The organism is Streptomyces sp. CA-142005 (assembly GCF_050942335.1).
Classification (GTDB): domain Bacteria; phylum Actinomycetota; class Actinomycetes; order Streptomycetales; family Streptomycetaceae; genus Streptomyces.
The window spans coordinates 3290159-3304736 of record NZ_CP192078.1; the positions used below are offsets into that span (position 1 = coordinate 3290159).

Sequence of the window (14578 nt, forward strand, 5' to 3'; positions counted from 1 at the left end):
CCCCGACCCTACTCGGCCGCCCGTGCGAACACGGCCACGGTCCGCGCCGGGACGCTGAAGGTGCCCGAGCCGGCCGCGTACGAGGAGGTCTTCACCACCGGGTCGGCACCGGAGGCCTGCACCGGGTGCAGCCGGTAGGACGTCCCGGCCAGGCCGTCGACCTTCTGCTCCTGCCGCTCCGGCGTGGCGTTGAAGACGACGACCAGGTCACCGAGCTTCATGGTGATCACCCCGGGGGTCTCGTCCTTCCCCGACAGCGGGAAGGACAGCCGGTCCTGCACCTGTCCGGCCGTACCGAGCGAGAACGCCTTCTCGGTGGTCCGGATCCTCAGCAGGTCCTGGTAGGCGGCGGAGGTGCCGGTGATCTGCTCGCAGCCCACCTTGACGCTGGTGAGCAGCGGCTTGGCGTAGTCCCACTTGGACTGGTTGTCGGCCGCCATGGGCAGTCCGCGCCCGAAGCCGTTGCCGTCGGCGCAGTTCCAGTGGATGGCGTTGAACCAGTCCCCGCTGTCGAAGGAGTTGCGGTCCAGCGACTTCGAGCGCAGCAGGTCGGTGCCCGCCTGGGACAGCGCCGGCCCCTGTGACAGGGCGGCCGTGGCCATCGCCAGGACCTGCATCCGGGCCCGGTCGGAGGCGGGGGTGTCCTTCGGGAGCTTGTAGGCCAGGGCGTCGAACAGCGACTCGTTGTCGTGGGCGTCCACATAGGCGAGGGCGTCGCCGGGTGCGTCCGCGTAGCCGGCGGGCGCGCCGTTGTAGTCGACCTCGGCTCCGGTGACCTCCTTGCCGTCGCTGTCCGTGAAGTGGTACTTCGCCAGGTTTCCGGTCAGGCCGATCTTGATCAGGTCCTGGTAGTGCAGGAGGCGCGCCTTCTGCTCCTCCTTCGTCCCGTTCGCCGTGGACGAGTTGGGGTCGGTGTACAGCCCGGACGCGAAGCCCTGGATGCCGGGGTCGGAGTCGAAGGGGCCGCCGCCGCGCACCGCGTCACGGGCGCGGTCGGAGAAGGTGGCGATGCCGGTGCCGGCCATGTGGGCCTGGGTGGCCTGCACGAAGCGGGCGTCGTTCGCGACCTCGCCGAAGTTCCAGCCCTCGCCGTACAGGATGATCTTCTTGCCGTCGACGCCGTCCTTCTCCGGGGTCAGCGCGTCGAGGGCCTTGCGGACCGCGAGGATGTTGGCCTTCGGGTGGTGTCCCATGAGGTCGAAGCGGAACCCGTCGACCTTGTACTCCTTCGCCCAGGTGACGATCGAGTCCACGACCAGCTTGCCCATCATCGCGTTCTCGGGCGCGGTGTTGGAGCAGCAGGTGCTGTTGGCCACCGAGCCGTCGGCGAGCAGCCGCTGGTAGTAGCCGGGCACGATCCTGTCGAGCACGCTGGTGTCCGCCTGGCCGCTGGCCGCCGTGTGGTTGTAGACGACGTCCATGACGACCCGGAGGCCGTCCTCGTTCAGCGCCTGCACCATCGTGCGGAACTGGACCGTACGGGCGGTGCCGTCCGGGTCGGTGGCGTACGAGCCCTCGGGGACCGTGTAGTGGTACGGGTCGTAGCCCCAGTTGTAGGCGTCCTTCGCGGCGGTCTTCGCCACGCACTCCTGCTGCTTGTCGGAGTCGGCCGCGTAGGAGGCCAGGTCGCAGTCGGGACTCGCCTGGTCGGCCTTCTTCTCGGGGATGGTGGCGATGTCGAAGGCGGGCAGCAGGTGCACGTACGACGTGCCGGACTTCGCCAGCTCCTTCAGGTGCCGGGAGCCGTCGCTGCCCTTGTCGGCGAAGGCCAGGTAGGTGCCCTGGTCCTTCGCGGGAACCGTCTTGTCGGCGACGGAGAAGTCCCGGATGTGCAGCTCCTGGATCTGCGCGTCCTTCAGCGGTACGGCCTTGGGCTTGTGCAGGGTCGACCAGCCGTTCGGGGCGAGGGCCTTGTCGTTCAGGTCGACGACGAGGCTGCGCTCGGAGTTGGCGGTGAGGGCGACCGAGTAGGGGTCGGTGACCTTGTTGGTCACCATCTTGCGGACGCTGGGCGCCCAGACCTTGACGACGTACCGGTACGGCTTGCCCTTCCAGGACGCCGGGCCGGTGACGGACCAGACGCCGGTCGTGTCGTCGCGGTGCATGGGGTGGGTGGAGCCGTCCAGCTCCAGCGCCACGCTCTGCGCGGTCGGCGCCCACACGGACAGAGTCGGCCTGCCGTCGTGGAAGACCGGGCCGAGGGCAGCCTTGGTCGCGGCGGGGTACAGGTCGTCCAGCACGCCCGCGATCTGCACGCCGGTCGCGGCCAGCACGGCTCCGTTGGCGGCCCGCTGGGAGGCGACCAGCTGGCCCTTGAGAGCCGCACGCACCCGGTCCCGGTCGCGCGGGTCGACGGACCAGGCGGCGTAGTCCTTCAGGTGCGGGAACCTCGCCTTCTGGGCGTCGGACAGCGTGGTCTTCTCCAGCCGGATCCAGCGCTCGTCGTCGCTGGTCAGTGCCCCGTCCTTGACGGCGATGGAGCCATCGGGGGAGTACAGCAGCTGGGTGGAGGCGGCGCCGTCCACGCCGTTCCAGGCGACCGTGTCCCGGTCGATCCAGATCGCCTTGGAGGTGCTCAGGTCGAGGGCGGCAGAGCTGCCCGCCGGCTGCGGCAGCAGGTACTTCTCCTGGCCGTTCAACAGCCACACCTCGTAGCCGCCCGCCTTGAGGTCCAGTGACTGGTCGGCGGGCAGGTCCTTGTCGTCGCCCTTGTGGATGATGTAGCTGAGGCTGGTGGCACCCTCGGTGAGCGGCACCTCGAAGACCGCGCCATAGGCATCAGTCTTCACCGGCTTCAGCGGGTTCGACCAGTCGGTGGGGTTCGCGGCACCCGTCCAGACGTGCAGGCCCCAGCCGTCGTAGTTCCCGTCGGCGCGGTGGTAGTGGATGACCGCCTTGGTCGTGTCCTGCGCCGGATGGTCGGGCTTCTGCGTCAGTACGTCCGGCTTCCCCTGCTCGACCCAGACCTCACCCGTCTTGGTGACGTCGATGCTCCGGTCGGCGGAGACGTCCTTGTTGCCGTTCTTGTCGATGACCAGGAAGCCGACGTTGGAAGCGCCGGGCTTGAGCTTGACCCAGGCGAAGGCGCCGTAGGCGTCCCGGCCGGTGAAGGGGTGGCTGGCGGGCCAGTTCGTGGCCTCGCCGTCGGCGATGTCGCCCCAGGCGTACAGGCCCCAGTTGTCGTAGTCGCCGTCGGTGCGCTTGTAGTGGACGATCGCGTAGTCGCGGGAGGAGGCCGTGGGGACCTCGGGCGCGGGCGGGGTGCCGGTGGTGCTGCTCGCCGTGGCGCTCGCGGTGTGCCCGGCCGAGTCGATCACAACGGCCTTGTAGCGCAGCGCGGTCCCGGCGGGTACGTCCTCGCCGAGGGTCTGGGTGACCTTGTACGGGGCGTGGTCGGCGGAGCCGAGCACCTGCCACGGGGCGTCGCCGACCTGGGCGGCGAAGACGACCCGGTTCAGCCGACCGCCGTCGACGTCGGCGCCGACCTCCACCGTGCCGGTGGCTCCGGCGGCCGGGGCCTTGAGGGTGACGGCCGGCTCGGTGGCGGGCTGGGCGAGGGTGCCGGTGGCCTTGTAGACGACGGCGGACTCGGCCGGGACGGTGACGCTGACCTTGCGGTCGCCGTCGGACGTCACGGAGCCGGTGGCGCCGTAGACACCCCGGTACACCATGTCCGCGGAACCGGTCGCGAAGGTCGCCGTCTGCGCCGAGTCGGCGTTGTTGAGCGCGACGACGTACTCCTGCCCGGTCCTGGCGTCCGTGCGGGTGAAGGCGTAGACGCCGGCGCCGTCGGCCGCGTAGCGCTGGGTCTGCACTCCGTCGGTCAGGGCCGGGTTGGCCTTGCGGAGCCTGGACAGCTCGGCGATCTGCTCGTACAGCGGCGCGCCGGTGTCGTAGGAGTCGCTCGCGTGGGTGCGGTCGGTGCCGATCTCGTCGTCGTCCAGGTAGTCGGCGACCTTGGAGGCGAACATGGTCTGGCGGGCGTCCTTGTCACCGCCGGAGCCGGTGAAGCCCTGCTCGTCGCCGTAGTAGACGACCGGGTTGCCGCGGCTGAGGAACATCAGCTCGTTGGCGAGCTCGTCCTTCTTCAGGACCTCGGCGTCGGCCGCCTTCGGGTTGTCCTGCTTCAGGAAGTACCCGATCCGGCCCATGTCGTGGTTGCCGAGGAAGGTGACCTGCTCGTACGCGTTGGCCTTGTCGGTCGTGTACTTGTAGTCGTCCCCGAAGACGCTCGCCAGCTTCTGCGCGCTCGCGCCCTGGGAGGCGTAGGCGCGTGCCGCGTCCTGGAAGGGGAAGTCGAGGGTGGCGTCGAGGCGGCCCTGGGTGACGTACGGGGACGTGATGTTCGTGTCGGCGGAGTAGACCTCGCCGAACATGAAGAAGTTCTTCCGCCCGTGCGCCGCGGCGTACTTGTCGAGCGCGGTCGCCCACTGGGTCCAGAACGGCATGTCGACGTGCTTGACGGTGTCGATCCGGAAGCCGTCGACGGCGAAGTCCCTCACCCACCGCTCGTAGATCTTCTCCATGCCGTGGACGACCTCGGGACGCTCGGTCCACAGGTCGTCCAGACCGGAGAAGTCGCCGTAGGTGGTGGACTCGCCGGCGTACGTCGAGTCGCCCCGGTTGTGGTACATCGTCGGGTCGTTGAGCCAGGACGGGACCTTGGACCGGCTGGTGACCTTCGGCGTGTACGGGAAGGAGTCGCCGGAGACGGCCGGGAACCTCCGGCCGCCGTCCGCGTAGTCGGCGTCGTCGAAGGGCCTGCCGTCCTCGGTCAGATAGGGGAAGGCGCCCTTGGAGAGGTAGTCGTAGGACCTCTCCTGGTAGTCCACGACGTCGGCGGTGTGGTTGGTGATGACGTCGAAGAAGACCTTCATGCCCTTGGCGTGCGCCTTGGAGATGAGGGCCTTCAGGTCCTTGTTGGTGCCGAAGTGCGGGTCGACCCGGGTGAAGTCGGTGATCCAGTAGCCGTGGTAGCCCGCGGAGGCGTTGGCCCCGGTGCCCTGCACGGGCCTGTTCTTGAAGATCGGTGCCATCCAGATGGCGGTCGTGCCCAGGCCCTTGATGTAGTCGAGCCTCTTGGTCAGGCCCTTGAGGTCGCCGCCCTGGTAGAAGCCCTTGTCGGTGGGGTCGTAGCCGGTGCTGAGCCGGGAGCCGGTCAGTCCGCCCTTGTCGTTGGACGTGTCACCGTTGGCGAAACGGTCCGGCATGACGAAGTAGAACTGCTCGCGGGTGTCGTCGTGCCGGGCGGGCACGGCGGCGAGCTTCGCGTCCGACGGAGGCGCGGGCGGGGTGGCCGCCTGCGCGGCCAGTGGCTGGATCAGGGCGGCGGCGAGGGCCACGGCGGTGACGGCCGCGGCCCGTTTCGCTCTCGGTATCACAGGCGGTAACTCCTAGCGAATGCGGCTCTCTTGGATCCCTTGGGTCCGACCCCGCGCGACCGTATCGCCGTCGAAAGGTTTACAGCAAGAGTCTTGAAACACATGGCAAGAGGTTTCAGCGTCAAACCTCGGCGGGCCGGGGCCTGGTCGCCGCGCCTCGGCGGCGACCAGGGCTTCACCGGCCGCAGTTCAGCAACTCGGCTTCCCCGCATAGATCGCCAGCGCGGTGTTGCTGCCGAGGGTGGCGGTGAACTGCCCACTGGAGTTCACCGTCACCGTCGTGTTGTTCTGCACGTTGCAGTACGTGCCGGCGGGCAGCGAGGTCTGGTACGTGCGGGTCTGGGACGAGGACTCGTGGTTGATGGCCACGTACCCCTTGCTGCCTCGACCGAAGGCGATCCAGTTGTTGCCGTTGTCCCACCAGTTGGTCACCGACTGGCCGCGGGTCGCGTTGCGGAAGGCGACCATGCGGATGATCTCCGGCCAGGCGTGCTGGCACTTCCAGCCGTCCTGCCAGCAGGCGGTCACCTGGCCGCCGTTGGGCGGGCCGGCGTCCGCGTCGGACCACTCGTAGCCGGAGTTGACGTCGGGGGCGCCGTAGGGCCAGGCGAGCATGAAGACGTTGGCCAGGGTGTAGTTGGCGCCGTCCTTGTAGTTCAGGGTGCTGCCGTTGCGCTCGGTGTCGTGGTTGTCGACGAAGACGCCGGCCACCGATCTGCCGAGGTAGCCCCAGCCCTCGCCGAAGTTGGTGAGGTAGGCCAGCTTCTCGTTGTTGAAGACGCGCTTGAGGTCGTAGGCGTAGCGGAACTCCTGGACGTCCCCGTTGCCGGTGTACTCGGAGGGCTGGACGGCCTCGTTCGCGCCGTAGATGACCTCCTGCTTCCAGTAGACGGAGGGGTTGGTGAGGCGGGACTTGATGTTGGCCAGGTCGTCCGCCGGGATGTGCTTGGCCGCGTCGATGCGGAAGCCGTCGGCGCCCAGGGAGAGCAGGTCGTTCATGTAGCCGGCGATGGTCTTGCGGACGTACTCCTCGCCGGTGTCCAGGTCGGCGAGGCCGACCAGTTCGCAGTGCTGGACGTTCCAGCGGTCCTGGTAGTTGGTGACCTGGGACATGCAGTCGTCGAAGTCGTAGACCGAGTACAGGCCGGGGTAGTCGTACTTCGTGTACGACGAGCCGCCGGTGCCGGTGCCGCTGCCCGCCGACATGTGGTTGACGACGGTGTCGACGACCACCTTCAGGCCGGCCGCGTGACAGGTGTCGATCATGTTCTTGAAGGACGTGCGGTCGCCGAGGCGGCCCGCGATCTTGTACGACACCGGCTGGTACGACGTCCACCACTGCGAGCCCTGTATGTGCTCGGCGGGCGGGGAGACCTGGACGTAGCCGTAGCCGGCGGGGCCGAGGGTGGTGGTGCACTCGCGGGCCACCGAGGCGTAGTTCCACTCGAACATGACGGCGGTGACGTCCTTGGTGCCGGGCGGGGAGGCCACCGCGGTAGTCGGGTTCATGCCAACCGTGACGGCGGCTGCGAGGGCGAGCGCCGCGGGGAGGGTTCTGCGTGCCATGTGGGGGTCCTTCGTCCTTGAAGGCTGGGGAAAGACCGCTGAAGGAGCTTGCTGCAATGTTTCAGCAAGGTTGCGGTGACGCAGATGTTAAAGGCCCGCCGCCTGAAAGGCAGCGGGCCGTTGTGAAGTTGATGCAAGAACTTTCAGAAGGGCCGTCAGGCCACGGTCGTCCACCACACCGTGGTGTCCGCCGGCACCTTCGTCTCGCCCCCGGCCTCGGTCACCTCACCGCTGGCGAGCAGGACACGGCCGTAGGACGGGGCCGTCACGGACTCGCCGGTCGTGTTGGTGACGCACACGAACTCGCCCCGCCGGAAGGCCAGGACGCCCTCGGGGGCGCGCAGCCACTCCACCGCTTCGCCCGCGCCCAGGTCCGACTGCGTCCGGCGGACGGCCAGGGCCGTGCGGTACAGCTCCAGCGTCGAGCCGGGGACACCGGTCTGGGCCTCCACGCTCAGTTCGCCCCAGCTCGCCGGCTGCGGAAGCCAGCTGCCGCCGCTGCCGAAGCCGTACGACGACCCCGTACGGGTCCACGGGATCGGCACCCGGCAGCCGTCGCGGAAGCCGTCCTGGCCGGCGCCGCGGAAGTACGCCGGGTCCTGGCGCACCTCGTCGGGCAGGTCGACGACGTCCGGCAGGCCCAGTTCCTCGCCCTGGTAGATGTACGCCGAGCCGGGGAGCGCGAGCATGAGGAGGGTGGCGGCGCGGGCCCGGCGCAGGCCCAGTTCGCGGTCGCCCGCCGTGCGGATCTGGGTGCCCAGGCCCGGAGGGTTGGCGAAGCGGGTGGCGTGCCGGGTGACGTCGTGGTTGGACAGCACCCAGGTGGCGGGGGCGCCGACCGGGCGCATGGCCTCCAGGGTGCGGTCGATGACCGTCCGGAGCTCCTTCGCGTCCCATTCCGCGCTGAGGTACTGGAAGTTGAAGGCCTGGTGCAGCTCGTCCGGGCGGACGTAGTTGGCGGTGCGCTCGACGGTCGGGGTCCACGCCTCGGCCACGAAGATCCGCTCGCCCGCGTACTCGTCGAGGATCGTGCGCCACTGGCGGTAGATCGCGTGGACGCCGTCCTGGTCGAAGAACGGCATGACATCGTTGCCCAGCAGCTTGAGCTGGTCGTGGGAGCCGAGGTCGGGCAGGCCGTCGGCCTTGACCAGGCCGTGGGCCACGTCGATGCGGAAGCCGTCCACGCCCATGTCCAGCCAGAAGCGCAGGATGGAGCGGAACTCGTCACCGACGGCCGGGTGCTGCCAGTTGAAGTCGGGCTGCTCGGGCGCGAACAGGTGCAGGTACCACTCCCCGTCGGCCACCCGGGTCCAGGCCGGGCCGCCGAAGATGGACTCCCAGTCGTTGGGCGGGAGTTCGCCGTTCTTCCCCTTGCCGGGGCGGAAGTGGTAGCGCTCGCGCAGCGGGGAGCCGGGGCCCTCGGCGAGGGCGCGCTTGAACCACTCGTGCTGGTCGGAGGAGTGGTTCGGCACGAGGTCGACGATGATCCTCAGGCCCAGCTCGTGGGCGTCGCGGATCAGCGCGTCGGCGTCGAGCAGGTTGCCGAACATCGGGTCGACGGCACGGTAGTCGGCGACGTCGTAGCCCGCGTCGGCCTGCGGGGAGGCGTAGAAGGGGCTGAGCCACACGGCGTCGACGCCGAGGTCGCGCAGGTACGGCAGGCGGGAGCGTACGCCTTCCAGGTCGCCCATGCCGTCGCCGTTGCTGTCGGCGAAGCTGCGCGGATAGACCTGGTAGATGACCGCGTCCCGCCACCAGTCGCGGCGGCGGTCGGCGACGGCGGCGACGGTTGCGGCGGTGGAGTGGTGGGCCGGTGCGGCAGGGTGCTGCTGGCTCATGGCGTCCTTGGTCTGTAACGGGGTTCGGTTCATGGGCGCGTGGGTGCGGCGGCGGATGCGGGTGGGCCGGGGGTGCGGGTGCGAGGCGGCCGCGGTGACAGCGGGGTCGGATGGACACCGCGGCCGCCTACCCGCGCGGTGAGGCGCGCGGGAGTCCCGGGGGGCGTCAGCCCTTGGTGCCGCCGGCGGTGAGGCCGGTCACGAGGTTCTTCTGCACGAGGTAGAAGAACACCGACACGGGTATCGCGATCAGCACCGCGGTGGCGGCCATGTAGTTCCACTGGGCGTCGTGCTCGCTGACGAAGGTCTGCAGACCGACGGCGAAGGTGTATTTGGAGTCGTCCAGCATGAAGGTCGTCGCGAAGGCGACCTCGCCGACCGCGGTGATGAAGTTGTAGAAGGCGGCGACGGCGAGGCCCGGGCGGGCCAGCGGCAGGATCAGCCGGAAGAAGGTGCCGAAGGGGCTCAGTCCGTCGACGCGTCCGGCCTCGTCGATCTCGAAGGGGATGGTGTCGAAGTACCCCTTGAGCAGCCAGGCGCTGTACGGCACGGCGGTGGTGCAGTTGATGACGATCAGCGCCCAGTAGGTGTCGATGAGGTCGAGCTGGCTGAAGATCTCGTACATCGGCACGATGAGGATGGCGATCGGGAAGGCCTGGGTGAGCAGCAGGACCCACATCAGCTGCTTGTAGCCGGGGAAGCGCATCCGGGAGACCGCGTAGCCGGTGGTGGCGGCGACGAAGACGCCGATCAGGGTGGTGCCGCCGGCCACGATCATCGTCGACTTGAACCAGTCGAAGAAGCCGGTGTGCTCCAGCACGAAGCTGTAGTTGGAGAAGCTGAGCTTGCCCAGGATCTTGCCCGGGTGCAGGTAGTCGTCCTTCTCGGGGCCGAGCGAGAGGAAGATCAGCCAGGCCACGGGGGCGAGCGCGATCAGGCTCGCCACGGCGAGACCGCCGTGCAGGAGGGCGGCGCCGACCGGGCCGCGTTCGCCGCGCCGGCGGGTCCGGCGCCGGGGCTGCGCGGCGGGGACCGGCCCGGCCTCGGTCTTTTCGAGGGTCGTGGTGCTCATGGCGGCTCCTGCGGCGTCAGACGGCGAGCTGGTCATTGCGCTTCAGCCAGCGGAAGTAGAAGGAGGTGAAGACGGTGATGATCGACAGCAGCAGTACGCCGTACGCGGCGGACTGGGCGAAGTCGCGCGGCTGCTGTCCGAAGCCCAGGAAGTAGGCCCAGGTGACGAGGATCTGGGCGTCGGGGGCGCTGGTCGGCCCGAACAGCAGGAAGATGATGGCGAACTGGTTGAAGGTCCAGATGATGCCGAGGAGGACGACGGTGGAGCTGACGGACCTCAGCCCCGGCAGGGTGACGTGCCGGAAGCGCTGCCAGGCGCTGGCGCCGTCCATCTCCGCGGCCTCGTAGAGCGAGGAGTCGATGGACTGCAGTCCGCCGAGCAGCGAGAGCATCATGAACGGCACACCGCACCAGGTGTTGACCATGATCGCGGCGAACCGCTGCCAGAAGGTGTCCTCCAGCCACTGCGGCTGGGGCAGGTGCACGGCGTGCAGGATCTGGTTGATCACTCCGGAGTCGGAGAGCATGATCCGCCAGGAGAAGACGGTGACGAAGGTCGGCACGGCCCAGGGCAGGACCAGCAGCACCCGGTAGAAGGTGCGGCCGCGCAGCTTCTCGTTGAGCATGAGCGCGAGGGCCAGGCCGATGGTGTAGTGCAGGGCCACACAGGCGGCCGTCCACACCACGGTCCACAGGAAGTGCGACCAGAACCGGTCGTACGACAACGGGCCGAACAGGATGTCCTTGTAGTTGCCGAACCCGATGAACTTGTAGCTGGCCGGGATGTGGTTGACGCCGATCGTGCGCGCCGAGTTGAGGCTGTTGGCGTCGGTGAGGGTGAGGTAGACACCGCGGATCAGCGGGTAGCCCACGATCACGGCGAGCACGACGACCACCGGGGCGATCATCGCGTAGGCGTACCAGTACCTCTGGTACCCGTTCTTGATGCGCTGCCCCAGCCCGGGCCGAGGCGCGCGGTCACCGCGGCGCTTGCCGGTCGCGCGGTCGATGGCGACTGTCATGGTTCGACACCTTCAAAACGATCAGGGGTTGGGCCGGGCACAGGGCGGTGGCCGCCGGATCCTTCCCCTCCTTCGAGAGGATCCGACGGCCACCCGGGCGTCACTTGCTGAAGTCGGGCACCAGCTTGGCGATGGCGACCTCGGCGTTGCTCAGGCCCTTGTCCAGCGACTCCTTGCCGCCGGCGATCTTCGGCAGCTCGGTGTCGAGCGGACCCCACAGGCTGCTGTACTCGGGCAGCGCCGGGCGGGGCTGGGCGGCGGGCAGCACGGCCTGGTAGCCGGCGATGCCCGGGTCGGCCTTGACCTGCGCGGTGTAGGCGTCCTCACGGGTGGGCAGGGTGGAGTTCTTCAGGGCGATGGTCTCCTGGGAGGCCGCCGAGGTCATGAACTTCACGAACTTCAGCGCCGCCTCCTGGTGGGACTTGTCCGAGCCGGCGTAGACCGCGAGGTTGTGGCCGCCGGTCGGGGCGCCCGCCTTGCCGCTGGAGCCGGCCGGGACGGTGGCGATGCCGAGGTTGGACTTGTCCTTGAAGGCGCTGCCCTTGTAGAAGTTCGTGATCTCCCAGGGGCCCTGGATGATCGCGGCGACCTTGCCGTTGACGAACGCGTCCTGGATGTGGGCGTAGGCGTCGGCGGTGGTGTCGGCCTTGTGCAGGCCCTTGCCGGAGAACGTGCTCAGCCAGGTGCCGTAGGCCTTCTTCGCGGCGGCCGAGTCGACGGTGATCTTCTTGGCGGAGGCGTCGACGGTGTCGGTGCCCTCGCCGTAGAGGAAGGACTGCGCGTAGTAGGCCTGGGTGGAGCCCCAGTAGCCGAACTGGCCGGTCTTGGCCTGGACCTTGGCGGCGTCGGACTTCAGCTCGTCCCAGGTCTTGGGGGCCTCGGTGATGCCGGCCTTCTTGAACAGGGCCTTGTTGTAGACGAGGGCCAGGGTGTCGGTGACCAGCGGCACGCCGTAGGTCTTGCCCTGGTACTGGGCCTGCTTGATCAGGCTCGGCTGGAACTTGGCCTGGTCGGCGAGGGCCTCGGTGCCGTCCAGCGGCAGGAAGTAGCCCTTCTTCGCGAAGGCCGGGGTCCAGCCGACCTCGGAGCGCAGCACGTCCGGGGCACCCTTGGAGCCGGCCGCGGTGTCGAACTTGTTCTGCGCCTGGTCGAAGGGGACGTTGACGTACTTGACCTTGATGTTCTTGTTGGCAGCCTCGAACTGCTTGATCAGGGCCTGGTACGTCGGCGCCTCGTTCGTGGCGTTGGAGGTGTCCCACCAGGTGATGGTCACCGGGCCGTCCGACTTACCGCTGTCGCTGCTGCTCCCGCCGCCGCAGGCCGTCGCCGCGAGGGCGAGGGACGCCACCAGCGCGGAGGCCGCTATGCCACGCCGCATGAGTTCTCCTTGAGGGTTAAAGCCCGTGTGATGCAGGAGCCGGTCCCGCGCCGTCCCTGCCGTCTTGCCGACTGCGCCGTTGCGGCCGCCGGGCGACCAGGAACGTAACAGCGTTGTAAGCGTTGCGAAAGACCTTGCAGAAAAAAAGTGCAAGGGAACACGATGGTTACCCTGTCGTTACCGCTCAGCGGAGAGACGACTCGTGTGCAAGACTCTGCAAGCTCTTGCCGCCACCAACTCGAGGGAGCCCGATGAGGCAGCAACCCAGGGCGGGCCGTCCGGCCGCTCGTGCACGGCGTCCCGTCGGTGTGCAAGGCGACATACGACCGGTACAGTCCAGTGCCGTGACCACACGGCTTGCCGACATCGCTGCGCAGGCGGGGGTGAGCGAAGCGACCGTCAGCCGGGTCCTCAACGGGAAGCCGGGCGTCGCCGCCACCACCCGCCAGTCCGTGCTGGCCGCGCTGGACGTGCTGGGCTACGAGCGCCCGGTGCGGCTGCGGCAGCGCAGCGAGGGGCTGGTCGGTCTGATCACGCCGGAGCTGGAGAACCCGATATTCCCGGCGCTGGCCCAGGTCATCGGCCAGGCGCTGACGCGGCAGGGTTACACGCCGGTGCTGGCCACCCAGACCCCGGGCGGCTCGACCGAGGACGAGCTGACCGAGATGCTGGTGGACCGCGGGGTCGCCGGGATCATCTACGTCTCCGGGCTGCACGCCGACACCACCGCCGACATGCAGCGCTATGAGCGGCTGCGGGCGCAGGGCGTGCCGTTCGTGCTGGTGGACGGTTTCTCGCCGAAGGTGCAGGCGCCGTTCATCTCCCCCGACGACCGGGCCGCGATGACCCTCGCGGTGACCCACCTGGCGTCACTCGGCCACACCCGGATCGGGCTCGCGCTCGGGCCGAAGCGGTTCGTGCCGGTGCAGCGCAAGATCGAGGGCTTCGTGCGGGCCGTGCAGGACCAGTTGGGGCTCGCCGCCGAGACGATCGAGACCGAGCTGATCCAGCACTCGCTGTACACGCTGGAGGGTGGTCAGGCGGCGGCGACCGCGCTGATCGAGCGGGACTGCACGGCCGTGGTGTGCGCCAGCGACATGATGGCGCTCGGTGCGATAAGGGCGGCCCGGCAGCGGGGTCTGGAAGTGCCCCGGGACGTGTCGGTGGTGGGCTTCGACGACTCCCCGCTGATCGCCTTCACCGACCCGCCGCTGACCACGATCCGCAAGCCGGTGCCGGCGATGGGCCAGGCCGCGGTGCGCACGTTGCTGGAGGAGATCGGCGGGACGCCCGCGCCGCACAGCGAGTTCGTGTTCATGCCGGAGCTGGTGGTGCGCGGTTCGACCGCTTCGGCGCCGAATGTCGTCCGTGCGTCGTAGAAGGTGCGTGGCGGACCCGACCTTGGGATGATCGGTCGAAGGACCCTTTTCTGGCAGACTTGATGCCTATGAGTGACTCGACCGTGACGCAGTCGGAAGGTCGCGATGAGGTGGCCGTTCCGCAGGCCGTCACGGGTGAGGACAGGCGAGGGGTGCGGGGTCTCGCCGGCCGGCTGCGGCGCCCGCGCCGGCCCCGGCTCTGGTTCGAGGTCCTTCTGATCGCGGTGAGTTACTGGACGTACTCGCTGATCCGCAACGCCGTCCCGGAGCAGCGGGGCAAGGCGCTGCGCAACGCCGACTGGATCTGGCGGGTCGAGCACCACCTGGGCGTCGCCGTCGAGCAGTCCGTCAACCACGCCGTGAACTCGGCGACTTGGCTGATCATCGGCATGAACTACTACTACGCCACACTGCACTTCATCATCACGATCGGTGTCCTGGTGTGGCTGTACCGGTGGCATCCCGGCCGCTATGCGGCGGCCCGGCTGGTGCTGTTCGCGACGACGGGTGTGGCCCTGCTCGGTTACTATCTGTTTCCGCTCGCGCCCCCTCGGTTGATGCGCGGCGGGCACTTCGTGGACACCGTGATGGTGCACCACACATGGGGCTCGATGGCCTCCGGCGATCTGAAGGACATGTCGAACCAGTACGCGGCGATGCCGTCGATGCACATCGGCTGGTCGCTGTGGTGCGGGCTGACGATCTTCGCGCTGGCGTCCGTGCCGTGGGTGCGGGTGCTGGGCCTGCTCTACCCGGCGGCCACCCTGCTGGTCATCGTTGCCACGGCCAACCACTTCTGGCTGGACGCCGTGGGCGGCATGCTCTGCCTGGCCTTCGGGTTCACGGTGGCGCGGGTGTGGTACGGCACGCTGCCGTACGCCCTGCCCCGGGTCGTGCCGGTCCGCAGGCGCGAGCCGGAAGGGGCGGCGGCCCGGGCCTGAGC

The 14578-nt window shown here is 68.9% G+C and carries 8 protein-coding genes; 2 read left to right on the top strand and 6 right to left on the bottom strand.

Annotated features, from left to right (window positions below; all coding sequences use genetic code 11):
• Positions 1–8 precede the first annotated feature (8 nt).
• From pulA to ACQPXS_RS15660, 6 genes are all read right to left on the bottom strand, one after another.
• Positions 9–5381 (bottom strand): pullulanase-type alpha-1,6-glucosidase, encoded by a 5373-nt coding sequence (gene pulA, locus ACQPXS_RS15635; RefSeq protein ID WP_433449835.1) that lies wholly within the window; start codon positions 5379–5381, stop codon positions 9–11.
• 189 nt (positions 5382–5570) lie between these two features.
• Positions 5571–6947, bottom strand: coding sequence for an alpha-amylase (locus ACQPXS_RS15640; RefSeq protein WP_433449836.1), 1377 nt, complete (start codon positions 6945–6947; stop codon positions 5571–5573).
• Between the two features lie 155 nt (positions 6948–7102).
• On the bottom strand, positions 7103–8785 hold the full coding sequence (locus ACQPXS_RS15645) for a glycoside hydrolase family 13 protein (RefSeq protein WP_365325201.1): 1683 nt from the start codon (positions 8783–8785) through the stop codon (positions 7103–7105).
• Between the two features lie 166 nt (positions 8786–8951).
• Entirely contained in the window at positions 8952–9857 is a 906-nt protein-coding gene (locus ACQPXS_RS15650; protein ID WP_351798411.1) for a sugar ABC transporter permease, read from the bottom strand.
• A 16-nt stretch (positions 9858–9873) separates the two neighbouring features.
• Positions 9874–10878 carry a carbohydrate ABC transporter permease gene (locus ACQPXS_RS15655; protein ID WP_433449838.1) on the bottom strand — a complete coding sequence of 335 codons (1005 nt, stop codon included), beginning with the start codon at positions 10876–10878 and terminating at the stop codon, positions 9874–9876.
• Positions 10879–10978: 100 nt separating this feature from the next.
• Complete coding sequence (locus ACQPXS_RS15660) at positions 10979–12256, bottom strand: extracellular solute-binding protein (protein WP_351798406.1); 1278 nt, start codon at positions 12254–12256, stop codon at positions 10979–10981.
• Positions 12257–12600: 344 nt separating this feature from the next.
• On the opposite strand from ACQPXS_RS15660, the gene ACQPXS_RS15665 reads away from it, so the two are divergent.
• Entirely contained in the window at positions 12601–13635 is a 1035-nt protein-coding gene (locus tag ACQPXS_RS15665) for a LacI family DNA-binding transcriptional regulator (RefSeq protein ID WP_365325205.1), read from the top strand.
• Between the two features lie 68 nt (positions 13636–13703).
• The gene (locus ACQPXS_RS15670) at positions 13704–14576 is read left to right on the top strand and encodes a phosphatase PAP2 family protein (protein ID WP_433449839.1); all 873 of its coding nucleotides are present in this window, start codon (positions 13704–13706) and stop codon (positions 14574–14576) included.
• The last annotated feature ends 2 nt before the right edge of the window (positions 14577–14578 follow it).